We start from the raw sequence: 17,575 nt of genomic DNA on the forward strand, positions 1-17,575 counted from the left end.
TATCGTGATCTCATGCCGACCTGGACCGATGTGGTGCTGACCGCCGCCGGACATCGCGGGGAGCGGCCCGCGGTCACCGACGCCGCCACCGGCGACGTCCTCTCCTACGCCGCGCTCGCCGGACGTGTCGGCCAGGCGACGGCGGAGCTGCGCGACCGCGGTGTCGGTCCCGGGGACCGGGTGGTCGTCCGCCTTCCCCCGGGGCCCGGTTTCCCCATCGCCGTGCACGCCGCCGCGGCGGCCGGGGCGCTGGTGGTCCCGCTCGCGGCCGATCTGGACCGCGACGTCTTCTACGAGTGCCTGTCGGCGAGTCACGCGCGGATGATGATCACCGACCGGGCGCAGGCCGAGCGGTCGATGAGGGTCGCCGGCGAGTCCCGCGTCCGGCAGATCCTCACCCTGGAGGCCCTGGAAACCCTGGAGACCCTGGAGGAGGTGGCGTCCCCCCGGCCGGACGGTCCGGGTCTCCCGTCGCGCCGCGGGCCCGTGGTCCCGCCGCAGCGCGATCCCGGCGTCCAGCCGCGGCGCGGGCCGAGTGTGCCGCCGCAGCGGGGGCCGAGCGCACCGCCGCGTCGCGGGCCTGGTCTCCCGCCCCGGCGTAGCGCGGCCGTCCGGTCGCGCGGCGGGGCCGAGGCGCCCGCGCTGACCTTCGACGGCAGGCGGGTGATCAGCCACGCCGGGGTGGTGGCCGAGCTGCTGCGGCTGGCCCCGGAGGCGATGCTCAGGGAGCGCGACCGCGTGCTCGTCGCCACCACCGAGCCGCGGGCCCAGACCGTCCTGTTCGACCTGGCGCTGATGGGCGGGGCGCACGTCGTCGCGGCCCCGGGCGCCACGCCGGGCGAGTGCCGGGCGCTCATCGAGGAGTACGGCGTCACCGTCGCCGCGGTGCCGCCGTGGGCGCTCACGCGGCCGGCCGGGAGCCGCTGGCCGCGGGTCACCGTGTCGGCGTACGGCCGGTCGACGGAGCTCGTCATCCCCCGGGGCTGACCCGGCCCCGGGATCGCGGCGCCCACCCCCGGCCGGCACCGGAGGGGCCGATCGGAGGGCCAGAGGACACCGGAGGCATCCGCGCCTCACCCCGGCTGCTGGATCCCCTGCGCCGCGGGGCCTCCCGCGTCCCGCGGCCCGTGGGATCCCGGTCGCGGGAAGGAGCCCTGACCTCACGTTCTAAGCTCGGAACATGTCTTTCGCGCCATCTTTCGCCGCGATGTTCATGACAGAGGACGACGTCCGGATCGACGCCGCGCACACGCCCTCGCGTGGCCCGGCGGACCTGGGCATCGTCGTGGCGCACGGGTTCACCGGCTCGCTCAGGGAGCTCACCACCCGGCGGATCACCCACGTGCTCAGCGAGTTCGGCGGCGTCGTGTCCTTCGACTTCCGCGGGCACGGCCGTTCCGGGGGCCTGTCGACGGTCGGCGACCTGGAGGTCCTCGACCTGGAGGCCGCCGTACGGCACGCCAGGATGATCGGGTACACCCGCGTGGCCACCGTCGGGTTCTCCATGGGCGCCGCCGTGGTCGTGCGGCACGCGGGGCTGCGCGGCGCGGCGCGCTCCGGCGGGACCGGCGGGGCGATGGTGGGCCCGGCCGGGGACGGGCTGCTGAGCGGCGCCGGCGGCGGCCTGAGCGCCGGCGCGGTGCTGAGCCCGGTCATGGACGGGCCGATGGACCCGGACGGCGGCGCGGTGGTCGCGGGCGGGGGCGGGCCGGGCCCGGACCTCGTGAACGCCGCGCTCACCGACGGGCGGGGACGGGTCGACGCCGTGATCTCGGTCAGCTCCCCGGCCCGGTGGTACTACCGCGGCACCAAGCCGATGCGGCAGGTGCACTGGGCGATCGAGCGGCGGCTGGGCCGGTGGGCCGCGCGGGTGGGCCGGGGCACCCGGATCCGCAAGGAAGGCTGGGACCCGGTGCCGCTGGCGCCCTACGAGGCCGCCGCGACGATCACGCCGACGCCGCTGCTGGTCGTGCACGGCGACGCCGACTCCTTCTTCCCGGTCGAGCACGCCCTCCAGCTGTACGGCGCCGCCCGCGACCCCAGGGAACTGTGGATCGAACCCGGGTTCGGCCACGCCGAGACGGCGGCCACGCCGGAGCTGATCCGCCGGATCGGCGCGTGGGTCAGCGCCAACACCTGATCACCGAGGGTGTTTACTCCTCTTACGAGTCTTACGGGTTCTACGGGCCGCGGGTCCTGAGGACCGCGGGCCACGAGGACCGCCGCCCACGGGTCCGACGGGTCCCACGGGCCTCACGGGTCCTGCGCGGCATCGCGCCGGAGGGAGGAGCGGGCGTCCATGCGGAGCATCTACGTGACCGGTCTGGGCCGCGGTGACGGCAGGCAGATCGTCGAGCTCGGCCTGATGGAGCTGCTCACCCGCCGGGTGGGCCGGGCCGGGGTCTTCCGGCCGATCTCCCGGGACGGCGAGGACCGGACCCTCGAACTGCTCACCGCCCGCTACAGCCCCGCGGTCTCGGCGGTCGGGATGACGGCCGCGGCCGCCGCCGAGGTCTACACCCGGCACGGCGCCGAGGAACTCGTCAGCCGGCTGGTCGGCCACTTCCACACGCTGGAGACGGAGTGCGACGCGCTGCTGGTGCTGGGCGCCTCGTTCGACACCGAGGCCCTGCCGCCCGCGACGGCGTTCAACGCGCGCCTGGCCGCGGAGTTCGGCGCGCCGGTGATCGTGGTGGTGGGCGCGCACGGCGACCGCTCCGACGAGGCCGAGATGGAGATGCGCACCGCCCACCAGGTCTTCTCCGACCTGGGCGGCACGGTGCTCGCGGTGGTCGCCAACCGGGTGCCCGAGGGGGTGACCGTACGGCCCGGCCTGCCCGTGCCCTGCTACGCCATCCCCGAGAACCCGTCGCTGTCGGCGCCGACCGTCGGCCAGGTGATGCTGGCCGTGGACGCCGAGCACGTCCAGGGCGACGACGACGGGCTGCGCCGCGACGTGTTCGGGTTCGTCTTCGGCGGCGCCATGCTGCCGCTGTTCCTGGAACACCTGGCCGACGGGGCGCTGACGATCACCCCGGGTGACCGCGCCGACCTGCTGCTCGCCTCGGCCGCGGCGGAGGCGGCGGGCACGGCCAGGCCGTCCGGCGTGGTGCTGACCCTGGGGGAGAGGCCGACCGAGGCGGTCAGGGACCTCACCGCCCGCCTCGCACCGGGACTTCCGGTGCTGTCGGCCGCCGCGGACAGTTTCACGGTCGCGACCGTGCTGGCCGGGCTGGAGGGCCGGCTCACCGCCGACAACCCCCGCAAGATCGATACGGCGCTCGGCCACTTCGAGGCCCACGTGGACACCGCCGACCTGGCCGACCGGATCGAGCTGGCCCGCTCCGAGCGGATCACGCCGATGATGTTCGAGCACACCCTGCTGGAGCGGGCCCGCGCCGACCGGCGGCACATCGTGCTCCCGGAGGGGGAGGAGGACCGCGTCCTGCGGGCCGCCGACGTCCTGCTGCGCCGCGGCATCGTGGACCTCACCCTGCTGGGGCGGGAGGAGGCGGTCAGAAGGCGCATCGGCGCCCTCGGCCTCGACCTGTCCGGCGTGACCGTCGTCGATCCGCTGACGTCCCCGCTGCGCGAGCCGTTCGCCGAGGAGTACGCGGCGCTGCGGGCGCACAAGGGGATGACCCTGGAACGGGCCCGCGACGTGGTCGGCGACGTCAACTTCTTCGGCACGATGATGCTGCACCGCGGCATGGTGGACGGCATGGTCTCCGGCGCCGCGCACACCACCGCGGCCACGATCCTGCCCGCCTTCCAGATCATCAGGACGGTCCCCGGCACCTCGATCGTCTCGTCGGTGTTCTTCATGTGCCTGGCCGACCGGGTGCTCGTCTACGGCGACTGCGCGATCAACCCCGACCCGGACGCCGGGCAGCTCGCCGACATCGCCGTCTCCTCGGCCCGTACGGCGGAGCGGTTCGGCGTCGAGCCGCGGGTGGCGATGCTGTCGTACTCCACCGGAGCCTCCGGCCGGGGCGCCGACGTGGACAAGGTCCGCGAGGCCACCGCCCTGGTGGCCCGGCGGGCGCCGGACCTGCTGGTGGAGGGGCCGATCCAGTACGACGCGGCCGTGGACCCCCGGGTCGCCGCGGCCAAGCTGCCCGGCTCCGAGGTCGCCGGGCGGGCCACCGTACTGATCTTCCCCGACCTCAACACCGGCAACAACACCTACAAGGCGGTGCAGCGCTCCGCCGGGGCCGTGGCGATCGGGCCGGTCCTGCAGGGGCTGCGCAAGCCGGTGAACGACCTGTCGCGGGGCGCGCTGGTCGCCGACATCGTCAGCACGGTCGCCATCACCGCCATCCAGGCGCAGGAGGGCGCCGGGTAGGCGCGTGGCGGGCCGTGGGCCGATGGGGACAGGCGGGGACAGGCGGGCGGAGCGGAGAGGGAAGAGGGAGCGGTGGGACGCGTACTGGTGGTCAACAGCGGATCCTCCTCGGTGAAGTACCGGCTGCTGGAGGGCGACGAGCGGCTGGCGTCCGGCACGGTGGAGCGGATCGGCGAGCCCGGCTCCCCGGTGCCCGACCACGAGGCGGCGCTGAAGCTGGTCGGCGCCGAGCTGGCCGAGCGGGGCCTGGGGATCGACTCACCGGAGCTGACCGCGGTCGGGCACCGGGTGGTGCACGGCGGCGTCACCTTCACCGAACCCACCCTGATCACCGACGAGGTGGTCAGGAAGATCGAGGAGCTGATCCCGCTCGCCCCGCTGCACAACCCGGCCGGTCTGGCCGGCATCGAGGCCGTGCGGCGGCTCCGACCGGACCTGCCGCAGGTCGCGGTCTTCGACACCGCCTTCCACGCCACGATCCCCCCGGCCGCCACGGCCTACGCGATCGACCGGGAGTTGGCCGAGCGGTGGAGGATCCGCCGCTACGGCTTCCACGGCACCTCGCACGCCTACGTCTCCCGCGAGGCGGCCCGCCTGGCGGGGACGCCGTCGGCCGGTGTGATCGTGCTGCACCTGGGCAACGGGGCCAGCGCCTCGGCGGTGTCCGGCGGGCGCTGCGTGGACACCTCGATGGGCATGACCCCGCTGGAGGGCCTGGTCATGGGCACCCGGAGCGGTGACATCGACCCGGGGGCGCTCCTCTACCTCACCCGGACCGCGGGGATGACCCCGGAGGAGATCGACACGCTGCTCAACCGGCGCTCCGGCCTGCTCGGATTGTGCGGCGACAACGACATGCGCGCGGTGCAGGAGCGGCTGACCGCCGGAGACCCGGCCGCCGAGCTGGCCATGTCGGTCTACTGCCACCGGCTGCGCAAGTACGTGGGCGCCTACTACGCGGTGCTCGGCACGGTGGACGTGATCGCGTTCACCGGCGGCGTGGGGGAGAACTCCGCGCCGGTCCGGGAACGGGCCCTGTCCGGGCTGGAGCGGCTGGGCATCGTGCTCGACCCCGGCCGCAACGCGCGCGGGGAGCGGATCGTCTCGGCAGACGGCTCCCCGGTGCGGGTGGCGGTGATCCCCACGGACGAGGAGCTGGAGATCGCCCGTCAGACCCTCGAGGTGGTCGAACGGCGCCGGTGAGGGTCCGTCCGGGACCCGCCGGAGACCTGTGAGGCGGGTCCGCCTGACCGCCTCGTCCGCCGGGCCGTGGCGGCCCGGCCCCTCCCCGGCTCCCGCTACCGGGCCGCGTCGGCCCGCCCGCCGCCGAACACCTCGGCGACGAGCCGCTGGAGCGCCTGCTGGAAGGCCGCACCCGTGGACATGGCGGCGTCGTCGACGTAGTTCAGCGCGGCGGTCAGGGTGGTGCCTCCGTCGGGCGTGCTGTACATCAGCGCCGCGTGGCCCGCCATGCCGCCGTTGTGGGTGATGACGGTGCCGCCGCCCGGCGCCTCCTGCACGAAGACCCCCAGGCCGTAGCCGGCCCTGGACTCCGGCGTGAACATCTCGGTCAGCAGCTCGGCCGGCAGGAGCCTGCCGCCCACCAGCGCGGAGATGAACGTGTGCAGGTCCCGGGGAGTGGAGATCATGTCGCCGCCGCTGGAGATCCACGAGGGGTTGTGGCGGGTGACGTCGACCGTCTCGGTTCGGCCCTCCTCCTCGTAGCGGTAGTAGGCGCGGGCGTGCGGGGCGGGGACGTCCTGCTCGGTGGTCGGCTGCAGGGTGCCCGACAGGCCGAGCGGCTCCAGGATCAGCCTCCGCATCTCCTCGGCGAGCGAGCGGCCGGTGACCTTCTCGATCAGCAGCCGGGCCAGCACGTAGTTGGTGTTGGAGTAGCTCCAGCCGGTGCCCGGCTCGAACCGCGACGGCTTCGACAGCGCCAGCTTCACCAGCTCCTCGGGCCGGTAGGTCTTGAACCGGCCCTCCACCCACTCCTTGCCGGCGGGGGTGGCGGGGATGCCCGGTGCGAACGTGCCGTCGTCGTAGTACTCGCCGGTGAAGTTGAACACCCCGCTGGTGTGCTGCAGCAGCATCCGCACCGTGATCCGGCGGTCCAGGCCGAACCCGGGCAGGTGGTCGTCCACCGCGTCGTCCAGTCCGAGCCCGCCCTCGGCCACCAGCTGCAGCACCACGGTCGCGACGAAGGTCTTGGTGTTGCTGCCGATGCGGACGTGCCCGTCGGCCGGCGGCGCTTCGGCGCCGCCCAGCTCACGTGTCCCGGCGACGGCGGCCCACTCGCCCCGCTCGTCGTGCACCCGCAGCGACACCCCGACGAAACCGGAGTCGACCATCTCCTGAATGATCTCGCGCAGTTCCGGGCGGTCCTGCTCGGCCGGGGTGAACCCGTCCTGGCCGGTGGGGATCGGGGCGGCGGTGTCGGACGTGTGCATCGTGCTCTCCCTCGTGCTTGCTGCCAGCTGTTTCGAACAACGGAAACGCTACGTTGCTTTCCATTTATACGCAACAAGATCTTTGCGTTGTAGCAGCGTTTATGCAGCTAGAATCGTGTTAATCGTTGCAGTCATCTGTCGATTAACGCAATCGTGAGGCCGTTGTTCGTTGCAACGAGTTGAAGGTGAACGCTATGGCGGAGGCGTCGGGCAACGCCGGACGGCCCCATGGGGCCGTCCACGGGGCGCGAGGGAGATCGCGATGCCGGCAGGGCGCCGCCGCACCGGATGCGGGTCCGCGGGACCGTTCCGGCGGGTCCGTAAAAAACTTTGCCGGATTCCCCGAACCAATCCCGGATGAATGACGTCTACCTAGAACGGATGGGTTGAACCCGCCGGGAGACGTCCAAGGGGTACGTGAACCCGCATGCCGGGACACGTGTGACAGGCTCCACCGCAGCGGCGGCGGTCCAGCGACGCGGGGGCGCGCTGGGCCGCCCATCCGTGCCTCCGGCCGCGCCGTACGGTCCTCCGCAGAGCCGTACGGCGCGGCCGGGTCGTTCCAGCCGGCGCCGGTTCAGCCCAGGCGGGCGATGGACTTGTACTCCAGGTAGGCCGCGAGGCCCTCCGGTCCCAGCTCCCGCCCGAGGCCGCTGCCCTTGTACCCGCCGAACGGCGAGCTGTTCTCGATCATCAGGAGGTTGACGCCGTAGGAGCCGGTGCGCACCCGGCGGGCGATCTCCATGCCGTGCTCGGCGTCGGCGGTCCACACCGTGCCGTGCAGGCCGTAGTCGCTGTCGTTGGCGATCCGGACGGCGTCGTCCTCGTTCTCGTACGGGATCACGGTCAGGACCGGTCCGAAGATCTCCTCGCGGGCGACGCGCATCTCGTTGGTGGCCCCGGCGAAGACCGTGGGGGCGACGTACCAGCCGCGGTCGCGGGGCCGCTCCAGGCCGCCGACGACGGGCTTGGCGCCCTCGTCGATGCCGATCCTGATGTAGTTCTCGACCCGCTCCCGCTGGCGTTCGGCGACCAGCGGGCCGATGCCGGTGGCGGGGTCGGCGGGGTCGCCGACCGGCATGGCGCGGACCATCCCGGCGACCGCCTCCACCACCTCGTCGTAGCGGGCCCGCGAGGCCAGGACGCGGGTCTGGGCCACGCACGCCTGGCCGTTGTTCATCAGCGTGGCGATGGACAGGAAGCCCATCGCCGAGGGCAGGTCGCAGTCGTCCAGGATGATCGCGGCGGACTTGCCGCCGAGCTCCAGGGTGCACCGCTTGAGCTGCTCGCCGCAGATCGCGGCGATGCGCCGGCCGGCCGCGGTGGAGCCGGTGAAGGCGACCTTGTCCACGCCGGGGTGGGAGACGAGGTGCTCGCCGGCCTCGCGCCCGGCGGCGACGATGTTGACGACGCCGTCGGGGATGCCGGCCTCCTTGACCATCTCGGCCAGCAGGTAGGAGTCGAGCGGCGTCTCGGGGGCGGGCTTGACCACGACCGTGCAGCCCGCGACGAGCGCCGGGGCGAGCTTGATCATGATGACGAACTGCGGGACGTTCCACGGCACCACCGCGGCGACCACGCCGACCGGCTCGCGGCGCACGGTCACCGGGCCGAAGGTGCCCGGGCGCTCCTCCTCCACGGGGAACGTGCGGCCGAGCTCGGCGTAGTACTGCAGCATGCCGAGAGGCTGCGGGGCCTGCGCCATCCGGGAGAAGGTGATGGGCGAGCCCATCTCCATCGTGATGAGCTCGGCCATCTCCTCCTGCCGGGTCGCGTAGATCTCGGCGAGCCTGCCGACGACGGCGGCGCGCTCGGCCATCGTCATGCGCGGCCAGGGGCCGTGGTCGAACGCCTGCCGGGCGGCGGCCACCGCGCGGTCCATGTCGGCGGCGGTCCCGTCGGGGACGCGGCCGACGACCTCCTCGGTGTGGGGCGAGATGACGTCGATGGTCCCGGTGCCGGCGGGGGCCACCCAGTCGCCCCCGATGAACAGCGTGTCGTGCTGGCGCATGTCGTCCTGCCTCCTGTCGCCGAGGGCCCTTCCGGTGGTGAGACGGAATCATGTTCTGCCGTCGATGGCAAGGGGGACGGGGCGGCGGTGCGCCGTCGGGGCCGAGTTCGGTCGTTCCGGTGGCGGTTTACAAGATCATCTCCTATAGTTTCGCTCCGTCCGTGCGGCTCTGGAGGTGAGCGAAGCGTGAGACCGAGCCGCCCGGCCGTGCTCGTCCTCCTGCTCGCCACCCTGCTCCTGACACCCCTCCTGTCCGCCGGGGCCGCCGCCGGCCCGGCCGCCCGCACCGCCGCCAAGCCCGACCCCGAGGCCGAGCTGCGCAGGCTGACCCGGGAGGCCGACCGGCTCGACAAGGCGTACCGCGGCCAGGTGCAGAGCCTGGAGGACATCGGCGTGCGGGCGGGCAAGGCGACCACGAGCGTCAAGAGCCTGCGCAGGTCGCTGGAGGCCGCCCGGACCGACGTCGTGCGCTTCGCCCAGACCTCCTACATGGGCGCCCCGCTGGACGGCGGTACCCTGCTGAGCTTCCAGGGGGACGTCTCGGCCGCCCTGGGCGGCGCCGCCACCATGTCCTACCTCGCCAGCCTGCGGAGCAGCCAGCTCAGCCGGATCCAGGACCTGATCAAGAAGGCCGAGAAGGCCGAGAAGACCGCCGGCGAGAGGATCGCCGCGCTGAAGGCCGACATCGCCAGGCTGAAGAAGAACCGGGTCCGGATCGAGGGGCTGCTGGCCAAGTACGGCTTCGAGACCCCCTCCGGCAGTGACGGCCTCACCCCCCGCATGGTCGGCGTGCGCAACGAGGTGCTCCGGAACTTCCCGATGCCCTACAGCTACGGCTGCCTGCGCCCCGGCGACCCCGGCGACCACGGCAGCGGCCGGGCCTGCGACTTCATGATGAGCGGCGGCGGCCGGATGCCGTCCCCCGCGGACAAGGAGCGCGGCGACCGCCTGGCCCAGTGGGTCATCGACAACGGCCCGCGCCTCGGCGTGATGTACCTCATCTGGCAGCAGCGCTACTACGACGTCCGCTCGGGCGGCGGCTGGCGGATGATGTCCGACCGGGGCGGCGTCACCGCCAACCACTATGACCACGTCCACGTCTCGGTGTTCTGACCGCGCCCTCCGGCGTGTCCCCGGCCGGGCCCGCCGCGTGAGGCGGACGCGGACGGCCGCCTTCCGGGCGTGACCGGGCCCGGAGCCCGTCCGGGGCCTGGAGCCCGTCCGGGGCCTGGAGCCCGTCCGGGGCCTGGAGCCCGTCCGGGGCCTGGAGCCCGTCCGGGGTCCGGTCCGGGCCGGACACCGGGCCGGACCCCGCCGGGAGGCGGCCCCGTCCGCGTCGCCGTCAGACGTTGCGGATGTGGCCGTCGACGGCGCCGTCGTGGTCGTTGGCGCCCCACACGTCGTCGTGCTCCCACAGGTTGCTGCCGGTCTCCCTCTCCTGCTCCTCGCCCGCACCGGCCCCGCCCATGCCGCCCATGGGCGGCATGAACATGCCGCTGCCCGCCGCGCCCTCGGCGGCGTTCAGGGCGGCGGCGCGCATGCCGGCGGTGCCGTACGACCCGGAAGAGCCGGCCCCGCCACCGCCGCCGGTGCCCGGACCCGTGCCGGTGTTCGCCGGCGGGCCCGTGTGCGTGGGGGAGGTGCCGGTGGAGTTGTTCGGGCCGGTCAGGTTCGGGTTCCCGACGCCGTTGGCGTCGTAGCCCTGCGGGGGCTGGAACGACGACAGGTCGGTGGTCCGCGCGTTGGCGGGGTCGTACCCGGCGGGGTAGGTCAGGTTCCGGGACGGGTCCGTCAGGTTCCCGGAGGGGTCCGTCAGGTTCCCGGACGGGTCGTTCGGGCCGCCGGTGGGGCCGGCGCCGCTCCCGCCCGGCCCCCCGGGCATCCCCGATCCCGGGCCGTTCTGCCCCTGCGGGTTCCCGGTGCCGTCACCCAGGTAGCCGCCCGGAGGCAGGCCGTTGTTCCCGTTGGGGTTCGTCCCGTTGGGGTCGTTGGCGAAGGGATCGGTGCCGTACGGCCCGGTTCCGTTCGGGTCGATCCCGTACGGTCCCGTCCCGCCTGGGCCGTACGGTCCCGTCCCGCCTGGGCCGTACGGTCCCGTCCCGCCTGGGCCGTACGGTCCCGTCCCGCCTGGACCGTACGGCCCCGTGCCCGGCGGGTAGTTCACGTACGGGAAGTTCGGGTCGGGCCCGGTCGGCGGCTCGATCCTCGGCAGCTCCTTGCGCAGTGAGCCGGGGAGCAGGTCGTGCCACGTCTGGATCTCCGCGTTGAGCTTCTCCAGGTGCTCCTTGGCGAGCTGGTTCTGCGACCCCCACTGCACGCCGTCTTTCGTGTCGTAGAAGTCCGGGATGTCGTCTTCAAAGGTGAAGGTGTTCTCGCTCCACGAGGACGCGAACCCTCCCTCGCCGGTCTCCTTGTAGGCGGGGAGGGCGTTGCCGAGCGACTCCAGGGGGCGGCCCATCATGTTGCCCTTGCCGGACAGCTCGCGCGCCGTCGCGTGGATGTACCGCAGCGCGGTCTGCGCCTCGACCGACGCCTCGTCGTTCCAGCATTCGGCCAGGGTCTTGCTGACGTTCTCGACCGCGCGCTGGCACTCCGCCAGCAGGGAGCAGGCGTCGAGGTAGGCGGTCCCGGCGTTCTTGATGGAGTCGCCGTCCAGGGCGTCGATGATCTGCTTGACCCTGGCCACCGGCTGGTCGCCCCTGACGGTGAAGTCACCGCAGTAAGTCTTGATCATGTGGGTCTTCTTGGAGATGTCCATCCCGGCCCCTAGACGCTCTTCGTTCCGCCGTTGGCGTGGCCGGCGCCGCCATAGGTGGTGGCCCCGCTCTGGAGCAGCAGGATGGCGGCCTGGAGCTTCTGGATGACCTCCTGGTACACCTGGGTGAACTCCCGGTTGCCGTTCTCCAGGGTGTCACTGAGGATCTTGCCCGCCGGCCAGTCCTTGGCCACCGCGCTCAGCGTCATGACGTTCGTCTTGGCCGACACGGTGCCGAAGGAGCCCTTCTCGCTGCCCTGTAGACGCTCCAGGATGTCCTGGAGTTCCTTCACGCAGTTCTTGATCTTTGTGGGGTTGTGCTCGGTCTGGTCCTTCCTGATCTCCAGCCCGGGCCACCGGGACTCCAGCCAGCTGTGGTCCTCGGCCAGACGCTTGTCCGGATCCGCCATGGTGCACCTCCACACGACCGTCCTGGGCATGCGCGGCGGCGCGGGTTCGCCCAGCCCCCATCCCGGTGGTCTTCACGGGGCGCCTCCCGCGCCCGCGGCCCCGCGACACCGGTGATCACGGAGCCTACTCGAACGACCATGGGTCGTACAGAAAACACCTCTTTAGGCGGAGAAAAAGGGATATTTCCCCGAAGGGCTTGAGCTTCCGGGCCGCCTGGCGTCCCGGCCCTCACCGGGTTCGGGCGCCTGGAAACCCGGCCGCCGGCGTCCCGGTGCCCGGATGCTCGGCGGCGCCGACGCCTGGACGGCCGTCAAGGCTCCCGGAGGCGGCCGTCCACCCGCTCCCGCTCCGCCAGCAGCTCCCGGAACCAGTGGTAGGACGCCTTCGGCGTGCGCGTCCCGGTGGCGAAGTCGACGTGGACCAGCCCGAAGCGCTGGTGGTAGCCCTCGGCCCACTCGAAGTTGTCCAGCAGGGACCACACGTAGTAGCCGCGCACGTCCACGCCCTCGGCGCGCGCCCGGTCCAGCGCCGCGATGTGACCGTCGAGGTAGTCGATGCGGGCACGGTCGTCGACCGTGCCGTCCGGGCCCGGCTCGTCGTGCTGGGAGCAGCCGTTCTCGGTGACGTAGACGGGCGGCAGGGCGTCGCCGTACCGGGCCTTGAGGCCGGTCAGGAGCTCGTGCAGGCCGTCGGGGACGACGGGCCAGCCGAAGGCGGTGGTCGGATGCCCGGTGATCCCCGCGTCGGTGAACGGCAGGCCGTCGCCGGAGGGGGCGGCGATCCGGGTGGGGTTGTAGTAGTTGACCCCGAGGCCGTCGAGCGGGGCGGAGATCAGGTCGAGGTCGCCGTCCCGGACGCAGTCGAGCCGCACGCCGTACGCCGACATATCCGGATATTTGCCGAGAAGTACGGGGTCATTGAACAGGCGGTTGTGCAGCGTGTCGTAGGCGTGCGCGGCGGCCACGTCGGCCGGATCGGCGGAGGCCGCCCGGACGGGGGTGCAGTTGTTGGTGATCAGCACCCGGCCGGCGCCCCGCTCGCGCAGCGCGGCCGCGGCCAGGCCGTGCCCGAGGAGCTGGTGGTGGGCCACCGGCAGCGCGTCGAGGAACAGGGTCCTGCCGGGCGCGTGGGTCCCCATGGCGTAGCCGAAGACCATGTGCACGAAGGGCTCGTTCAGGGTGATCCACATCGGCACCCGGTCGGCCAGCCGGTCGGCCACGACGGCGGCGTACTCGGCGAACCGGTGGGCGGTGTCGCGGTCCAGCCAGCCGCCGCGGTCCTCCAGCGCCTGGGGCAGGTCCCAGTGGAACAGAGTGACCGCCGGGACGATGTCCCTGGCGCACAGGGCGTCCACCAGCCGGTCGTAGAAGTCCAGGCCGGCCTGGTTGACCGGCCCGGAGCCCGCGGGCTGGACGCGGGGCCAGGCGACGGAGAAGCGGTAGGAGCCCACTCCCAGCCCGGCCATCAGCTCGACGTCCTCGGCCCAGCGGTGGTAGTGGTCACAGGCGACCTCGCCGGTGTGCCCGTCCCGGACGCGACCGGGCTCGCGGGTGAAGGTGTCCCAGACCGAGGCGCCCCGGCCGTCCTCGGAGACGGCCCCCTCGATCTGGTAGGAAGCGGTGGCCGTACCCCAAAGGAACATCCTGACCTCCGAGTGGTATGAGTGCGGCTCATGTTAACCGCCGGTCCCCCCGCGTGCGAGATGATGGAGCGATGACGAATGTCGCCGGGGGAACGCTGCGCCGCCGTCCCGCCCAGCGGCGCAGCGCGGAACGCGTCGAGCGGATGCTCGACGAGTGCGCGCGGCTGCTGGACGAGGCGGGGTACGAGGCACTGACCACCAAGGAGGTCGCGCGCCGGGCCGGGGTGCCGATCGGAACCTTCTACCAGTTCTTCTCCGACAAGCAGGCGCTGGTGCGCGCGCTCGCACTGCGCAACCTGGAGGCATTCCTCGGCCGGATCGTGGCCCGCCTGTCGGCCGCCCCGCCGTCGGACTGGGCGGAGATGACCGATCTGGCGGTCGACGAGTTCGTGGCCATGAAGCGGACCACGCCGGGATTCGGCGTCGTGGACTTCGGCGAGGTGCTGTCCGCGCCCGGCGGCCCGGCGATCCGGGGGACCGAGCGGATGCTCGACGCGGCGCTGGAGAACAACGCCATCGTGGCCGACCGGCTCCGGGCCGTCGTCGTCGAGCAGGCCGGTGCCGCCGCCGGTCCGGGACTCGACCGCGCGCTCGTCGTCGCGGTCGAGGCGGCCGACGCCGTCCTCAAGCTCGCCTTCCGCACCCGGCCCGACGGCGACCCCGACCTGATCGCCGAGTGCAAGCTGCTGGTCCGCCGTTACCTCGCCGGTCTCCTGCCCCGGACCTGACCGCCCGTCCCGCCGGCGGTTCGGCCCGCTGCGTCGTACGGCGTCGGGTGGCCCGCCGTACGGGGAGGGCGGTGTCCGGGTGGCACGCCGTACGGGGTCGAGCGGGTCGCCGTACGGCGGCCGGGCCGCTCAGCGTGCGGCGTCCAGGCGGGCGCGCAGCTCGTCGTCGAGCTTGAGGTCCACCGCGCCGAGCGCCTCGTCGAGCTGGGACAGGGAGCTCACACCGATGATCGGGATCGTCGGGACGTCGCCGCCGATCAGCCAGGCCAGCACCACCTGGTTGACGGTCACGCCCAGCTCGGCGGCGGCCTCGCGCAGCACGGCGAGCCCCCGGGTGGTGCCCGGGTGGTCGTAGATCTCCGGGAGCGGCCGGTCGGGACGGGTGTACGCGCCGGCCATCAGCGTGTTGTACGCCCACAGGGTCAGCCCCGGCTCCGAGCGCAGGTAGTCCGTCATGTCGTCCTGGACCAGGACGTGCCCGCCCTCCGGCACCCGCGTCCCCGGACGGGGCCGGAGGTAGGTGTGGCGGAGCTGCACGTGGGTGTAGGCGGGCAGGCCGTGCGCCGCCGACACGGCGCGGGCGCGCTCCAGCCGCCAGGCCGTCAGGTTGCTCGCGCCGATCTCCCGGGCCTTGCCCGCCTCGACCAGTTCGGCGAACGCGCCCAGCGTCTCCTCCGGCGGCGCCGACCGGTCGTCGATGTGCGCCCAGTAGACGTCGATGCGGTCGGTGCCGAGCCGGCGCAGGCTGCCCTCGGCGGCCGAGTGGATCGCCGCCGCGGACAGGCCCTCGATCGAGTCGAGGGTGCGGTCGCCCGGGACGGTGGGACGCGCGCCGCACTTGGTGCTCAGCGTGATCCGGTCGCGGTTGCCCCGCGCGGCCAGCCAGCGGCCGATGGCCAGCTCGCTCTCGTCGCCGGTCGCGCCCTCCACCCAGAACGGGTAGTTGTTCGCGGTGTCCAGAATCGTGCCGCCGGCCTCACTGAACCGGTCGAGGATCTCGAAGGTCGCCCGGTCGTCCAGAGCGGTGCCGAAGGGAATCGTGCCCAGAGCAAAAGGGATCTGCGTCATGTGATCCACTGTGGAACCTGGAGCGGGCTCCAGGTCAAGTTCGGATTGTCGTGCTTGACGTGGAGTGGGCTCCAGGTGGGATGCTGCCGGGCGTGAGCGTGTACACACCGGGACAGGTGGCCGAGGAGACCGGGTTCAGCCTCGACACCCTGCGCTACTACGAGCGGATCGGGCTGCTGGCGTCGATCCGCCGCAACGCGGCCGGCCAGCGCAGGTTCAGCGAGGAGGACGTCGGCTGGCTCGGCATGGTGCGCTGCCTGCGCGACACCGGCATGCCGATCGCGGAGATGATCCGCTTCGCTGAGCTGACCAGGGCCGGGGACCACACGGTCCGCGACCGCATCGCGGTGCTGGAGGCCCACGACGAGCGAGTGGAGGCGCAGATCGCCATCCTCCAGAAGCAGCAGCGGGCCATCCGCGCCAAGATCGGCTACTACCGGTCCGTGGTGGACTAGAGCCCGTTCCCGCGGCCCCGGCCTTCCCACGGCCCCTCGGCCCTTTCCCGCAGCCCCCGCCCTTCCCGGCCCGGCTCCTCGCCCCGGCGGCGGAGCGCAAGCCGTACGGGCGCTTTGCCCCTGTGCGGCGGCCCCTTTCCGGTCTGACTGTTACACCGGGAAAGGGGATCGGGGGGAGGGCCATGAGGTCCGTGACGGTGCAGCGTGCGCGGCGGATGAACGCTCCGCTCGGACGCGTCGCCGTGGCGTGCGAGGTGATGCTGTTCGCGCTGCTCGTCAACACCACCTACATCCAGGCGTTCCGGGCCGACCGGCTCGCCGGGGACCCCCGCAACCGGCACGGCATGATCGAGCGCTTCGACGGCCCCCGGGGCGACATCGTGCTCCGCGACGAGACGGTGATCGCCACCAGCCGCAGGAGCGGCGACCGCACCTACCGGTACCGGCGCGTCTACCCCCAGGGGCCCCTGTACGCGCCGGTGACCGGCTACCTCTCCCTCTACGGATCCTCCGGCATCGAGGCGGCCGAGGACCCTGACCTGTCAGGGAGCGACCCCGGGGTCAGGGTGCGCTCGCTGATGGACGGCATCCGCAGCGGGGCCACCCTCAAGCTCACCCTCGACGGCCGTGCGCAGCGGGCCGCCTACCGGGCGCTGCGCGCCACCGGGAAGCCCGGGGCCGTCGTCGCGATCAACCCGAACACCGGCGCGATCCTGGCCATGGCCTCCTACCCCTCCTATGACCCGAACCTGTACACGGTCTTCGACACCGCCGCGCTCGACGCCGCCGACCGGCGGCTGCAGAGGGACCCCGGCCGGCCGCTGCTGAACCGGGCGATCCAGCGGACCTACCCGCCCGGCTCGGCTTTCAAGGTCGTCACGACCGCCGCCGCGCTCAGCTCCGAGCGGTACGGCCCGGCCACCGCCGTCAGCGCGCCCGCCTCGCTCCGCCTGCCCGGCACCCGCGTGCGCGTGCGCAACTCCGGCGGCGCGGCCTGCGGCGACGGCCACCCGTCACTGGCCTACGCGTTCAAGGTCTCCTGCAACACCCCGTTCGCGAAGATCGGCCTCGACCTCGGCCAGAACGCGCTGCGCGAGCAGGCCGAGGCGTTCGGGTTCGGCGCGGCCGACCTCGCCGTGCCCATGCCGGTGGCCGTGAGCGTCTACCCGGAGCGGATGAGCCGGGCACAGACCGCCATGTCGGCGCTGGGACAGTTCGACACCCGGGCCACCCCCCTGATGATCGCGATGTTCTCGGCCGCGGTCGCCGGTCACGGTGACCTGATGCGCCCCTACCTGGTGGAGGAGGTCCGCCTCGCCGACGGCACGGTGATCGGTAACGCCGAGCCGTCGAGGTATCGCCGGGTCCTCGGCGCCGACGAGGCCGACCGGCTCACCGCGATGATGGTCGCCGTCACCAGGCCCGGCGGGACCGGCGCGGCGGCGGCGATCCCGGGGATCGACGTCGCCGCCAAGACCGGCACCGCCGAGAACGCCCCGTCCCGGGAGAACCACGCGATCTTCACGGGGTTCGCCCCGGCCGACGCCCCCAGGGTCGCGGTGGGGGTCGTCGTGGAGCACGGCGGATTCGGCGGCGAGGTGGCGGCCCCGATCGCCAGGGCCGTCATGCGCGCCGTCCTTCCGTCCCCCGGCCGGGAGGAGCGGGCCGCCGAAGGGGAGGCTGAGGGGGAGACCGAGGGGGAGTAGGCCG

At 73.0% G+C, this 17,575-nt stretch carries 14 protein-coding genes; 8 read left to right on the plus strand and 6 right to left on the minus strand.

What is annotated here, in order from left to right; all coding sequences use genetic code 11:
• Positions 1–12: 12 nt before the first annotated feature.
• The 4 genes from ACZ6W9_RS15945 (at position 13) to ACZ6W9_RS15960 (ending at position 5,548) form a co-directional block, all read left to right on the plus strand.
• The gene (locus tag ACZ6W9_RS15945) at positions 13–987 is read left to right on the plus strand and encodes an AMP-binding protein (protein ID WP_470118295.1); all 975 of its coding nucleotides are present in this window, start codon (positions 13–15) and stop codon (positions 985–987) included.
• Positions 988–1,207: 220 nt separating this feature from the next.
• Entirely contained in the window at positions 1,208–2,140 is a 933-nt protein-coding gene (locus tag ACZ6W9_RS15950) for an alpha/beta hydrolase (protein WP_389959947.1), read from the plus strand.
• Positions 2,141–2,299: 159 nt separating this feature from the next.
• The gene (gene pta / locus ACZ6W9_RS15955) at positions 2,300–4,345 is read left to right on the plus strand and encodes a phosphate acetyltransferase (protein ID WP_389959950.1); all 2,046 of its coding nucleotides are present in this window, start codon (positions 2,300–2,302) and stop codon (positions 4,343–4,345) included.
• A 72-nt stretch (positions 4,346–4,417) separates the two neighbouring features.
• Positions 4,418–5,548: an acetate/propionate family kinase gene (locus tag ACZ6W9_RS15960; RefSeq protein WP_389959952.1), complete on the plus strand. Its 1,131-nt coding sequence runs from the start codon at positions 4,418–4,420 to the stop codon at positions 5,546–5,548.
• Positions 5,549–5,643: 95 nt separating this feature from the next.
• Here ACZ6W9_RS15960 and ACZ6W9_RS15965 read toward each other — a convergent pair whose 3' ends face one another.
• Positions 5,644–6,795, minus strand: coding sequence for a serine hydrolase domain-containing protein (locus ACZ6W9_RS15965; RefSeq protein ID WP_389959955.1), 1,152 nt, complete (start codon positions 6,793–6,795; stop codon positions 5,644–5,646).
• A gap of 577 nt (positions 6,796–7,372) precedes the next feature.
• The gene (locus tag ACZ6W9_RS15970) at positions 7,373–8,806 is read right to left on the minus strand and encodes an aldehyde dehydrogenase (RefSeq protein ID WP_389959957.1); all 1,434 of its coding nucleotides are present in this window, start codon (positions 8,804–8,806) and stop codon (positions 7,373–7,375) included.
• A 186-nt stretch (positions 8,807–8,992) separates the two neighbouring features.
• Between ACZ6W9_RS15970 and ACZ6W9_RS15975 the strand changes: the two genes are divergently transcribed.
• Positions 8,993–9,919 (plus strand): VldE C-terminal domain-containing protein, encoded by a 927-nt coding sequence (locus tag ACZ6W9_RS15975; RefSeq protein WP_470118299.1) that lies wholly within the window; start codon positions 8,993–8,995, stop codon positions 9,917–9,919.
• A 229-nt stretch (positions 9,920–10,148) separates the two neighbouring features.
• Here the strand turns inward: ACZ6W9_RS15975 and ACZ6W9_RS15980 are convergent, their stop codons facing one another.
• The 3 genes from ACZ6W9_RS15980 to ACZ6W9_RS15990 all read right to left on the minus strand — a co-directional run bounded on the left by ACZ6W9_RS15980 (position 10,149) and on the right by ACZ6W9_RS15990 (position 13,614).
• Positions 10,149–11,540 carry a hypothetical protein gene (locus ACZ6W9_RS15980; protein WP_470118301.1) on the minus strand — a complete coding sequence of 464 codons (1,392 nt, stop codon included), beginning with the start codon at positions 11,538–11,540 and terminating at the stop codon, positions 10,149–10,151.
• A gap of 32 nt (positions 11,541–11,572) precedes the next feature.
• Positions 11,573–11,971: a hypothetical protein gene (locus ACZ6W9_RS15985; protein WP_470118303.1), complete on the minus strand. Its 399-nt coding sequence runs from the start codon at positions 11,969–11,971 to the stop codon at positions 11,573–11,575.
• 311 nt (positions 11,972–12,282) lie between these two features.
• Positions 12,283–13,614 (minus strand): GH1 family beta-glucosidase, encoded by a 1,332-nt coding sequence (locus ACZ6W9_RS15990; RefSeq protein ID WP_389959967.1) that lies wholly within the window; start codon positions 13,612–13,614, stop codon positions 12,283–12,285.
• 71 nt (positions 13,615–13,685) lie between these two features.
• On the opposite strand from ACZ6W9_RS15990, the gene ACZ6W9_RS15995 reads away from it, so the two are divergent.
• Complete coding sequence (locus ACZ6W9_RS15995; RefSeq protein WP_389959969.1) at positions 13,686–14,342, plus strand: TetR/AcrR family transcriptional regulator; 657 nt, start codon at positions 13,686–13,688, stop codon at positions 14,340–14,342.
• A 129-nt stretch (positions 14,343–14,471) separates the two neighbouring features.
• On the opposite strand, the gene ACZ6W9_RS16000 is transcribed toward ACZ6W9_RS15995, so the two are convergent.
• On the minus strand, positions 14,472–15,410 hold the full coding sequence (locus tag ACZ6W9_RS16000; RefSeq protein WP_470118305.1) for an aldo/keto reductase: 939 nt from the start codon (positions 15,408–15,410) through the stop codon (positions 14,472–14,474).
• 92 nt (positions 15,411–15,502) lie between these two features.
• On the opposite strand from ACZ6W9_RS16000, the gene ACZ6W9_RS16005 reads away from it, so the two are divergent.
• Positions 15,503–15,865 (plus strand): MerR family transcriptional regulator, encoded by a 363-nt coding sequence (locus tag ACZ6W9_RS16005; RefSeq protein ID WP_389959975.1) that lies wholly within the window; start codon positions 15,503–15,505, stop codon positions 15,863–15,865.
• Between the two features lie 182 nt (positions 15,866–16,047).
• Entirely contained in the window at positions 16,048–17,571 is a 1,524-nt protein-coding gene (locus ACZ6W9_RS16010) for a peptidoglycan D,D-transpeptidase FtsI family protein (RefSeq protein ID WP_389959977.1), read from the plus strand.
• Positions 17,572–17,575: the final 4 nt, after the last annotated feature.

It is taken from the genome of Streptosporangium sp. NPDC053982 (assembly GCF_055585205.1).

Excerpts from the sequence above, each read along its gene's own strand:
- ACZ6W9_RS15985 (WP_470118303.1), bottom strand. The coding sequence starts at position 11,971 with ATGGCGGATCCGGACAAGCGTCTGGCCGAGGACCACAGCTGGCTGGAG.
- ACZ6W9_RS15950 (WP_389959947.1), top strand. The coding sequence starts at position 1,208 with ATGTTCATGACAGAGGACGACGTCCGGATCGACGCCGCGCACACGCCC.
- ACZ6W9_RS15945 (WP_470118295.1), top strand. The coding sequence starts at position 13 with ATGCCGACCTGGACCGATGTGGTGCTGACCGCCGCCGGACATCGCGGG.
- ACZ6W9_RS16010 (WP_389959977.1), top strand. The coding sequence starts at position 16,048 with ATGAGGTCCGTGACGGTGCAGCGTGCGCGGCGGATGAACGCTCCGCTC.
- ACZ6W9_RS15990 (WP_389959967.1), bottom strand. The coding sequence starts at position 13,614 with ATGTTCCTTTGGGGTACGGCCACCGCTTCCTACCAGATCGAGGGGGCC.
- ACZ6W9_RS16000 (WP_470118305.1), bottom strand. The coding sequence starts at position 15,410 with ATGACGCAGATCCCTTTTGCTCTGGGCACGATTCCCTTCGGCACCGCT.
- ACZ6W9_RS15995 (WP_389959969.1), top strand. The coding sequence starts at position 13,686 with ATGACGAATGTCGCCGGGGGAACGCTGCGCCGCCGTCCCGCCCAGCGG.
- pta (WP_389959950.1), top strand. The coding sequence starts at position 2,300 with ATGCGGAGCATCTACGTGACCGGTCTGGGCCGCGGTGACGGCAGGCAG.
- ACZ6W9_RS15970 (WP_389959957.1), bottom strand. The coding sequence starts at position 8,806 with ATGCGCCAGCACGACACGCTGTTCATCGGGGGCGACTGGGTGGCCCCC.
- ACZ6W9_RS15980 (WP_470118301.1), bottom strand. The coding sequence starts at position 11,540 with ATGATCAAGACTTACTGCGGTGACTTCACCGTCAGGGGCGACCAGCCG.
- ACZ6W9_RS15965 (WP_389959955.1), bottom strand. The coding sequence starts at position 6,795 with ATGCACACGTCCGACACCGCCGCCCCGATCCCCACCGGCCAGGACGGG.